This window comes from Nostoc sp. WHI (assembly GCF_015714725.1).
Lineage (GTDB): Bacteria > Cyanobacteriota > Cyanobacteriia > Cyanobacteriales > Nostocaceae > Nostoc.
Map to the genome: position 1 here is coordinate 1 of NZ_WBKM01000028.1, position 9,661 is coordinate 9,661.

The 9,661-nt window shown below is 42.7% G+C and carries 12 protein-coding genes; 8 read left to right on the forward strand and 4 right to left on the reverse strand.

All coding sequences use genetic code 11. The features are described from left to right. The 3 genes from F8S12_RS02785 to F8S12_RS02795 all read left to right on the forward strand — a co-directional run. A partial coding sequence (locus F8S12_RS02785; RefSeq protein WP_196514699.1) for an RNA-guided endonuclease TnpB family protein occupies positions 1–464 on the forward strand: 464 nt, incomplete at its 5' end. A gap of 27 nt (positions 465–491) precedes the next feature. Beyond that, complete coding sequence (locus F8S12_RS02790; RefSeq protein WP_230967744.1) at positions 492–905, forward strand: Panacea domain-containing protein; 414 nt, start codon at positions 492–494, stop codon at positions 903–905. Next, a complete protein-coding gene (locus F8S12_RS02795; RefSeq protein WP_196514700.1) occupies positions 886–1,323 on the forward strand; it encodes a hypothetical protein in 438 nt (145 codons plus the stop codon). The genes F8S12_RS02790 and F8S12_RS02795 overlap by 20 nt, the downstream gene beginning before the upstream one ends. A 151-nt stretch (positions 1,324–1,474) precedes the next feature. On the opposite strand, the gene F8S12_RS02800 is transcribed toward F8S12_RS02795, so the two are convergent. From F8S12_RS02800 to F8S12_RS02810, 3 genes are all read right to left on the reverse strand, one after another. After that, positions 1,475–1,921: an HNH endonuclease gene (locus F8S12_RS02800; RefSeq protein ID WP_196514701.1), complete on the reverse strand. Its 447-nt coding sequence runs from the start codon at positions 1,919–1,921 to the stop codon at positions 1,475–1,477. After that, complete coding sequence (locus tag F8S12_RS02805; RefSeq protein ID WP_196514702.1) at positions 1,911–2,171, reverse strand: hypothetical protein; 261 nt, start codon at positions 2,169–2,171, stop codon at positions 1,911–1,913. The genes F8S12_RS02800 and F8S12_RS02805 overlap by 11 nt, the downstream gene beginning before the upstream one ends. Before the next feature lie 71 nt (positions 2,172–2,242). Then, the gene (locus F8S12_RS02810; RefSeq protein ID WP_196514708.1) at positions 2,243–3,265 is read right to left on the reverse strand and encodes a zinc-dependent alcohol dehydrogenase; all 1,023 of its coding nucleotides are present in this window, start codon (positions 3,263–3,265) and stop codon (positions 2,243–2,245) included. A 257-nt stretch (positions 3,266–3,522) separates the two neighbouring features. Between F8S12_RS02810 and F8S12_RS02815 the strand changes: the two genes are divergently transcribed. The 4 genes from F8S12_RS02815 to infC all read left to right on the forward strand — a co-directional run bounded on the left by F8S12_RS02815 (position 3,523) and on the right by infC (position 7,891). Further along, a complete protein-coding gene (locus F8S12_RS02815) occupies positions 3,523–4,545 on the forward strand; it encodes a tetratricopeptide repeat protein (RefSeq protein WP_196514703.1) in 1,023 nt (340 codons plus the stop codon). Positions 4,546–4,648: 103 nt separating this feature from the next. Then, on the forward strand, positions 4,649–5,590 hold the full coding sequence (locus tag F8S12_RS02820; RefSeq protein ID WP_196514704.1) for a GNAT family N-acetyltransferase: 942 nt from the start codon (positions 4,649–4,651) through the stop codon (positions 5,588–5,590). A gap of 50 nt (positions 5,591–5,640) precedes the next feature. After that, the gene (locus F8S12_RS02825) at positions 5,641–6,714 is read left to right on the forward strand and encodes a zinc-dependent alcohol dehydrogenase family protein (protein WP_196514705.1); all 1,074 of its coding nucleotides are present in this window, start codon (positions 5,641–5,643) and stop codon (positions 6,712–6,714) included. Positions 6,715–7,423: 709 nt separating this feature from the next. Further along, a complete protein-coding gene (gene infC, locus F8S12_RS02830; RefSeq protein ID WP_331001336.1) occupies positions 7,424–7,891 on the forward strand; it encodes a translation initiation factor IF-3 in 468 nt (155 codons plus the stop codon). 275 nt (positions 7,892–8,166) lie between these two features. Here infC and F8S12_RS02835 read toward each other — a convergent pair whose 3' ends face one another. Next, positions 8,167–8,673 (reverse strand): hypothetical protein, encoded by a 507-nt coding sequence (locus tag F8S12_RS02835; protein ID WP_196514706.1) that lies wholly within the window; start codon positions 8,671–8,673, stop codon positions 8,167–8,169. A 378-nt stretch (positions 8,674–9,051) separates the two neighbouring features. On the opposite strand from F8S12_RS02835, the gene F8S12_RS02840 reads away from it, so the two are divergent. Then, a complete protein-coding gene (locus F8S12_RS02840; RefSeq protein WP_230967746.1) occupies positions 9,052–9,372 on the forward strand; it encodes a helix-turn-helix domain-containing protein in 321 nt (106 codons plus the stop codon). Positions 9,373–9,661 lie beyond the last annotated feature (289 nt).

Genomic DNA, 9,661 nt, shown 5'->3' on the forward strand with positions numbered 1-9,661 from the left:
GTTATAAGTTGGTCAGCGATAGCCAAGCTGTCATAGTAGAGAATCTTCATGTTAAAGGCATGGTTCGTAATCACAAATTGGCGAAATCAATATCTGATGTAGGGTGGGGAACATTCACCAACTTTTTAGCTTACAAGCTAGAACGCATTGGTGCAAAGTTAGTTGAGATTGATAGATGGTTCCCCAGTTCTAAACTATGTTCTAATTGTTTCTATCAAATAGGTGAGATGCTGTTGGATGTCCGTGAGTGGACTTGTCCTCATTGCAATACTCATCATGACAGGGACGCGAACGCCGCGACAAATATTAGAGCAGAAGGCATCAGAATGATAAAGGCGGAAGGTTCAGCCGTCTCTGCTGTAGGAGGGGAGGTAAGCCCTACTCTTGGACGAAAGTCTAAGTTTAGGCACTCCCCTATGATTACAGAAGCCCCAACTTCAACCGTACTCGGTAAGTTGGGGTAGTTCACCGTAGCAGATTACTTTATCTGGTTGGCAAATGAAACAGGTTCTTTTATCAGTAATCTAAAGCTGCAAAAGCTTGTGTACTATGCTCAAGCTTGGCATCTTGCACTCCATAACACTCATTTATTCCAAGAGGATTTTCAAGCCTGGATACATGGGCCTGTGATACCTGCGTTGTACCAGAAATATAAGCTTTTTGGATGGCAACCAATTTTAGAGGATGCTAACCCGGAATTACCCCAAGAGGTTCAAGGGTTTCTAGATGAGGTTGCACAAGAGTACTTTGCCTGCGATGCTTATGAACTAGAGCAGATGACTCATGCTGAAGCACCCTGGAATTTGGCTAGAGGAAATCTACCACCTGATGAACCTTCCAACGAAGTTATTCAGAAACAGTGGATGAAGGAGTACTACGGATCTCGTGCCGAAGAAAAGGATTAAAAAGACTGAGGTTGCCAAAGACGGCACATCAGGTATTAAACCAACTAAGCTGAAGCCACCTCAAGGCATCAGCTTTTCGTTTAAATATTATCAGGACAGTAACAGTAAGTTTTCTTGTAGAGAAAAAGAAGTAATCTACTGGCTGACCTTGCTTGATTGGTTAAAAGCTCTATCTAGCCTAACGGCTCAAGAGTTGTTAGTGAATCGTAGCAGTACTCTCAGATGTCATCCCATCAAGTGGGAAGATACCAGCGAGAGGGCATTTGGTTTGCCAAATGAAGAACAATTAGTTGATATACCATATCAATTTTCCATCTCCTCTAATGAACATGGTAGGGTTCATGGGTTTTTTCTTAACGAAATTTTCTACATTGTTTGGCTAGACCCAGATCATCTGCTGTACCCCGCAAAAAACTAAGGAACGATCGCCACCTTAATTACTTTACGCGCCTTCATCTCATCAAACACCTGTTCTAAATCTTTTAACGATCGCAGTTTGGTCGTTAGCTTGGTTGAGGTTATCGGTGAAGCGATGTTTCCAGTATCTCATGCGATCGCTAATTCAAGCGTCAAAGACGAGGATCGTCTACAGGTGGGTGCCAGCCTCCTTGTATCCATAACTGCCTAGATTCTTGGATAAATCCTTGGTTGTGAAATTCATCATTGATATCTAGTCGATGACAAGTTGCTCGACCTGTAGCACTTTTGCCAATGATCTTTAGTCCATCGCTTGTCCAAATGAAGTGATCTACCCACGATTGCTGACGAGGATTAAATAGGGTAACTTCTTGCTGAGTTTGAGGATCAACGCCAGTTGTGAAGTTGTAACGACGCTCATTACAGCGACGACAAGCTAGAGCTAAGTTGTTATCTGCATCTGAGCCACCTAATGATTGTGGAACAAGATGATCGATTGTGAAGCGATCTGAACTGGAGCGTTCTGGAGAGTGGCAATATTCACACAGATATTTAGCTCTTTCGCGCACAAACTGCCGAGTGCTATCTTTAACACCCACGACTGGCAATCAGTTTAGCGTTAACAAAAGTTAGGATGCGCTCCAGTTCAGCAATTCCAGCATATTCAGCTTCTTCTTCAGAAGTCAGCAATCCAGCTTTTCCTTTCTCAAGCAATTCTTCTAGACGAGTATGTAACTCATCTGTGAACTTAGCAATGTTAACATTATCAACTTTCTCGATGGTGATACCAGAGCGTAGCCATGATGAGGGTTCAATCATCAATACTGGGGTAATGACTTGAGGAGTCATGTGCTTTAGCCTAAGTCTGTGGTGCTATATTTAGTCATTGTAATATGCCCTGTAAATTGGCTGCCAAAAAATTAAGGAACGATCGCCACCTTAATTACTTGACGCGCCTTCATCTCACCAAACACCTGTTCTAAATCCTTCAATGGCCGCTGTTCACTAATAAGTAACTCAAAGGGAATTTGGCGACTTGCTAACAGTGATAAAGCCGATCGCACATACTTCGGTGTATTATGAAACACGCCTTTGATGGTAAGTTCGCTATAGTGTAGCTGTTCTGTGTTAACAGTAATACTTGTATCCCGTGGACATCCACCGAATAAATTGACCGTAGCACCAGGACGGGCACAGGCGATCGCAGTTTCCCAAACACTTGGAACACCAGTCGCTTCAATTACTACATCTGCACCCCATCCTTGGGTAAATTCTTTCACCACACTGGGAATATCCGAGATTTGATGATAATTAAAGGTCTGCGCTGCACCCAATTTCTGACCGATTTCTAACCTGTGGTTATTACCTCCCCACAGCAAAACCTCAGCTTTTCCACTCAACGCCGCCACAAACATTAGCCCGATCGCCCCATCTCCCAAAACGACTACTTGATCTTTGGCTTTGATGTTAGAACGAGCTACACCATGTAACACACAAGCTAAAGGTTCAGTCATGGCTGCCAATTCCCACGGCAAATCATCGGGAATCTGCAACAAATTATGCTGCACTATTGGGGCGGGAATTTTCAGATATTCGGCAAAAGTTCCATTATTCCAGGTTAAATTCGGACATAACGAATACTCTTGGCGTTGACAAAAGAAACATTCCATGCAGGGAGCGGAATTATTAGCCACGACGCGATCGCCTACTTGCCAATTGGTAACACCTGCTCCCAAAGCAACAATTCGCCCAGCAGCTTCGTGACCAAACAACGTCGGCGGCGTCAGCATCTTAGCATGACCACCACGCCGCCAGACTTTCAAATCTGTACCACAAGTTGTTGCCGCCCCCACTTCGATCACAACTTCGCCCGCCGCCGGAGTGGGATCAACAACCTTCTCTAGGCGTAAATCTTCTTGACCATAAAGTAATGCTGCTAACAAAGCTTTAAACCTATTAATTAGCTCCACCTGATTTTATCAGGCATTAATTGGAGCGATCGCACTGGAGATCGAGTGTATCCACGCTACACATGGGGATGGTTTTTATTGTAAATATGATACGTAGCATACTTTTTTATTTACGTCTTATATCTAAGGATAGAAGATAAACATTAAGTCAAATTTGGGAAACCTAACCTAAGAGGGTTTCATTCCCCAAATGTCTTGCCTAATTTATCGCAGAATGCAACTGAGGTCAGATGATGCAACCATTAAATCAAGTCAAAGAGTGGGAACAACGTCGTGATGAAGCAAACCGCTACTACCGCCGGGGGAAATTTCAAGAATCTCTCGATCTTGCAACCAAGAATTTAGACTTGGCTAGAGCAATTCCAGACCGAGCCAGAGAAGGTTATACATTGAACGACCTCGGTTTAGCTCACCTCAGTTGCTGGCAACCTCAAAGAGCATTAGAGCGGTTTCATCAGGCGCTTTTGGTTGCCGTTGAAATTGGCAACGCACCAGCAGAGGCAACTGCACTGAGCAATTTAGGTTCTACCTACAGCCGTCTTGGACGCTTTTCCCAAGCGTTAGAGTATTTTGACATGGCACTTCCCATCTTTAGGCGATCGCAAAATACTCAAGGAGAAATTTCTACTCTCAATGATGTAGCGTTAATTTATACTCGGTTGGGAGAACCGAAACGGGCATTATTGTTACAAAACCAAATTTTGACGACGCGTAGATTGTTAGGTGACTTTTCTGGTGAGGCAACAACCCTAAATGGTATTGGGTTTGCTTACAGCGTCTTAGGCAACTTTGAGCAAGCTCTAGAATTTTTTCAAGCAGCACTCCCAATTCAACGAGCGATCAAGAACTTGCCTGGTGAAGCAACCACTTTGAATAATATCGCCTCAATTTATAGTGATTTAGGACAACCTAAACAAGCGCTATTGCTCTACCATCAAGTTCTTTTGACACGTCGAGCAATCAAAGATCGCTCTGGTGAAGCAACAACTCTGCACAACATTGGTTTTACATACAGCACCCTGGCACAGTCTCGGCAGGCAATGAAGTTCTACAAACAAGCCATGACGATTTATCAACAACTGGGCGATAGTCTTGGAGAAATTTCAACTTTGCTGAATATGGGAAGCCTCTACGCTGCAACGAAACGCAAAAAGTTGGCGCGATCGTGCTACCAAACTGCTCAAGAGTTAGCAAAGCAAATCGAACATCAGTCACTTTTAGAAAAAACACAGCAGTTCATAGATTCAGTGTAGTTGGTGCTAGGTGGCAACGGCTGAGTTAAAAACTAAAAAGCTTGCAACTTGGCATAGCTGAAAGTAATAGGATAGAACCTAGCGCTCTCAGAACAATTAAGTGATGAACGTTTCTATCCGATTACTACAAGAGAATGAGTTAGCTGCTGCTGACCATATTTTTCGGCTGGCCTTTGGTACTTTGTTAGGACTACCTGAACCAACTGAGTTTTATGGAGATGCTGCTTACATATCGCACCGATGGAAAACTGATCCCAATGCGGCATTTGCTGCTGAGGTAGATGGAAAATTAATCGGGTCTAACCTAGCTGTGAACTGGGGGAGTTTTGGCTATTTCGGGCCGTTAAGCGTTCACCCTGACTTTTGGAACCAAGGAATAGGTCAACGTCTCGTTGAACCTGCCATCGCTTACTTTACTCAATGTCATACTTCGATGACAGGACTGTTTACTTTTGCTCAAAGTCCTAAGCATCACGTGCTATACCAAAAATTTGGCTTTCGTCTGCGTTTTCTCACTGCAATTTTGGCAAAGCCAGTACAGCAATTACAGCCAATACCCCAAGGAACTAGATACTCACAAATGAGTGAGGATGAACGCGCCGAAAATCTCAAAGCAATTTATCAACTTACTAATTCTATTTATGAAGGACTAGATTTATCACGGGAAATTCAGACAGTTCAGACTCAAGGACTGGGTGATACAGTATTGTTACGGGATGATAAAGGCTTGGCAGGATTTGCAGTTTGTCACTATGGGGCGGGTACTGAGGCAGGTAGTAACACTTGCTTCGTCCGGTTTGGTGCAGTATATTCTGGGACTGATGCAGGGCAACGTTTCGAGGAGTTATTGGATTTGTGTGAAGCATTGACTGTGGCTCAAACAATGTCACGTTTGGTAGCTGGGATCAATACCAGTCGAGACGAAGCTTACCGCCGGATGCTTGCTCGTGGTTTTCGCAGTGAAATCATCGGAGTAGCAATGCATAGACCTAATGAACCTGGATTCAATCGCCCAGATGTTTTTGCAATGGATGATTGGCGATAACATAGTCTTGAACTGCAAAACTATGACCTTTTGGCAAAAAAAGTCTGCCAATGAAAGCTTACGAAATTCAAAGCAGCGCCGGAATTGATGCGATCGCATTAGTTGATCGCCCTGAACCAAAACCGGCTGCGGGACAAGTTCTGATTAAAGTAAAAGCAACATCTCTAAATTATCGTGATCTGCTTGTGGCTGAAGGAGCTTACGGCTTTGGACAAAAATATCCACTAATTCCCTTGTCTGACGGTGCAGGAGAAGTCGTGGCGGTGGGGGAAGGGGTGACACGCGTCAAAGTAGGCTCACGCGTCGCTGGTATTTTCTTCCAAGACTGGATTTATGGCTCTTTAACCAAAGAGAAAATGAAATCGGATCTAGGAGGCGGTATCGATGGAATGCTGGCGGAGTATGTCGTATTACACCAAGATGGTTTGGTAATCTTACCTGACTACCTATCCTACGCCGAAGGTGCAACCTTGCCCTGTGCCGCAGTCACAGCTTGGCATGGACTGGTGACAAAAGGCAATATTAATGCAGGTGAAAGTGTTTTATTGCTCGGTACTGGGGGAGTTTCGATTTTTGCTCTTCAGTTTGCGAAGATATATGGTGCTAGAGCGATCGTTATTTCCAGTAGTGACGAGAAGTTAGCACGAGCTACACAACTTGGGGCTGACGAGACGATTAACTACAAAACAACGCCAGATTGGGAAAAGCAAGTTTACCAATTGACTAATCGCACGGGTGTGGATCATGTGGTTGAGGTAGGCGGTGCAGGTACTCTACCAAAATCACTACAAGCAGTCCGCATTGGGGGAGGTATTAGCTTGATTGGTATATTGTCAGGCAGAGGAAGTGAGATTGACCCCATGCCAATACTTTTTAAGAGTTTGACAGTTCAAGGCATTTATGTTGGCAGTCGGGAAATGTTTGAGGCGATGAATCAGACGATGCAACAACATCAAATCAAACCTATTATTGATCGAGTTTTCCCATTCACTGAAGCACGAGAAGCTTATCATTACCTCAAAAGTGCAACTCACTTCGGTAAAGTGGTTATTAACCTCAATACCTTTGCCAAAATAAGAGCCAACAAAAATTTGGGCAAAAATGGCAAAATGACCCATACATAAGCGTTTAGCTTATAAGGTAGCTTGGAATATCAAACCCTTGATACTACGGACAATACGTTAAAAAACCTTGTGGGAAACCTTGAAGGAATTTTTAGGACTTATTGTTTTTGCCAAGCCTCAGAGAAAAGGGAGTTCAGATATCAACTCACCCTCGTAAATTGGCAAAGGTATTGTAACCTAATTCATAATTCGTAATGCCGCTCCTACGTTGCTAACGCTGCGCTAACGTAATTCGTAATTTATATGTCCGTCGAATTGCTTATAATTAAAGTAATCTATCCCGCCAAAGCTGCGCTTTTGCTTTCTGCCTCTAGTCTCTAGAAAGGGCATTAAGTTACCCGTTTGCGGCTATTTATTTACCCGGATCTTTCTTAACATTGATGTAAGGTAGACAGGAAAGGAATGAGAGAAATAAAAAACCACTGATTACGACCAAACCGCATCGGTGAAGGTCGCAAATCAGATTTTCATCGATGCCCTGACTAGCGATGCGAGCATAAAGACATATTGCTATAATCGGATGCAGAAGTGCACGGGGCATTTTGAGGAGAAGCAATAGTAAAGCGCAAGTTTTACTAGTACGGATAAGTAATGAATTTAGGGTGACATAAAACACACTAACTTCAGCTTTGTGTTACATTAGTATAATTCGCAAAGTAAAATGTTGAACAATTAGGAGAAAAACGTTATCGCAATCCAAAAGCAGCTAATTAACTCACAAATCAAGTCACCCCAAGTCTTCTTGATTGACCATGAAAATAACAATCGTGGTCTGATCGATACCTACGAGGCGCTACAACTAGCCCAAAGCTTAGAACTTGACCTAGTTTTAGTTTCCGAAGGTAAAGAAGCTCCAGTTGCAAAGATTCTTAATTATGGCAAACTTCAGTATCAAAAGAAAAAGCGTCAGGCACAGAGTGCCAGACCAGTTGTAAAGGAAGTTCGCTTCGGTCTAAACGTGGGTGTGGCTGATTATAAGTTACGCATTGAACAAGCAATTGGGTGGTTGAGTAAGGGCGATTCTGTGAAGTTTGCTGTTCGTTTACGAGGTCGAGAACATCAATATCGTGAGCAAGCTGGAGAATTACTAGACCGCGTTGTGAATGATCTTAGTCAAGTAGGCAAAGTCCAATCACTTGATAAACGTTCACTGATTGCTCTAGTCATTCCTGCCTAAATTATTTTTTTAGGAATATTTGGGCGAACCTAAGCAGCTCAAGAAGTGCCCGAAGTCATGGGCTGGCAACAGGACACATCAGTGTCTTGTTGCCCTGAATGCTAAGGCGCACGGGGCAAAAATCATTTTAATCGCCCTCGTCCAGAGTGAGCCATACACCTAGAGCAGCACGAGAACCACTCGATAATTCCTATTGATTTCTCCAGTGGATGTATATCTATGATTTAGAATTTACAAAACTAACACCTTTTTAACTTGTCACAAATGCTTGAGAGCTAAAATCTTTTCTTAAGTAGTACGGCACATAAGGCAACTAAGCTTGCAACAACAGAGGTAGGTTCTGGAATAGTTTCAGCACTTACAAGCTCAAACATTGGGGCTGACTGTGTTGTATCGCCAATTATACCTGCAAAACCACCTATGCCAACAGAACCAGTACTTCCGTCATAAGACCAAAAGGTTGTTGCTTCACTTGTAAAACCCGAAATTAAACTAGCTTGCGTTGTGGAGAATTCCCACCTATCTGGGATATCTGTAAGTTCTAATGTAGGAACTTCTTGATTTCCTGACCAAGCTAATAAAAATTTAGTCACCTCAGTTTCTGAGATAATACTGTCACTATCTAAATCTTCTCCTTCAAAGCTACCAGTTACTATTCCACCTTGCGACCAACCATCTTGAGTGAAATTAAAAGTAACAGCACTCGCACTCCCCTGATTAAAAATATTGAATGCACCAATGATGGTGGCAACTGCTAAAGCTTTTTTCAATTCGTAAGCCATAAAATTTTTTTCTTTAAGAAAATAAGGATATTAAGTGAAATAGCTATCTAAAATAATACACCTTAGAGGTAAAGAAGCTATAAACACAAGATTAACAAATATAGGAATCATATTTGATTTCTGAAAAAATCTCGATAGTCTTGTAATGGACTGTCATGGCTAAAATGATTGCAAAAAAATTGTAGGTTGGGTGGAGCGGAGCGCAACCCAACCTACGTCTAACGCACTATTTTGCGTAGACAGTCTACTACGTGCATTTCAAAAATCAAATACTATTCCTATAGTACTTACTTAAACATTTTGATAAATTTACAGCAATTTTCAGGTAATTGAACCACAAAAAACGGTAAGCTAAACAGGAAGTGATTGTCAAATTAAATGCCAGTATCTTACTCCAAAGATTTGCGTGGTCGTGTGATTGCCGCTTGGTTAGAGAAGGAAGGTTCGCAACGCCAACTGGCTCAAAGGTTTAAGGTCAGCTTGTCATTTGTACGCAACGTGCTACGTTATTATCGTGAAAGTGGACAAATTGAAGCAAAACAACGTGGGGGGTACCAAAAGCCGATAATTCAGGATGAACATCTCAGCACGATCAAGTCTTTGGTGGAAAGTAAGAATGATTTGTTGCTAAGAGAATTATGCGTTGGGCTTTGCCCCGCCGCAGGCATCGCTATGCAGAACGCACAGGGACTAGTGTAAGTATCACAACAATGCATCGTGCGGTAGAAAAATTAGGTTTACGGTGTAAAAAAAAGTCTCTATGCCAGCGAACAAGATACCCCAAGAGTACAAGAGTTAAGACATGACTATCGCCGTTGGTTAGATAAAATTGATGTCAGAAACCTGATATTTGTCGATGAAGCGGGATTGAATTTATCAATGTCACGCTTGTTTGCCAGAGCAGTCAATGGCGAAAGAGCAGTTGGTAATATACCTGGTACTAAGGGTGGGAACGTGTCTTTGATTGGAGCTTTAAACCTTGATGGGC

Coding starts and splice junctions, on each gene's coding strand:
- F8S12_RS02805 (WP_196514702.1), bottom strand. CDS start 2,171: ATGACTCCTCAAGTCATTACCCCAGTATTGATGATTGAACCCTCATCA.
- F8S12_RS02815 (WP_196514703.1), top strand. CDS start 3,523: ATGATGCAACCATTAAATCAAGTCAAAGAGTGGGAACAACGTCGTGAT.
- F8S12_RS02820 (WP_196514704.1), top strand. CDS start 4,649: ATGAACGTTTCTATCCGATTACTACAAGAGAATGAGTTAGCTGCTGCT.
- F8S12_RS02825 (WP_196514705.1), top strand. CDS start 5,641: ATGAAAGCTTACGAAATTCAAAGCAGCGCCGGAATTGATGCGATCGCA.
- F8S12_RS02835 (WP_196514706.1), bottom strand. CDS start 8,673: ATGGCTTACGAATTGAAAAAAGCTTTAGCAGTTGCCACCATCATTGGT.
- F8S12_RS02840 (WP_230967746.1), top strand. CDS start 9,052: ATGCCAGTATCTTACTCCAAAGATTTGCGTGGTCGTGTGATTGCCGCT.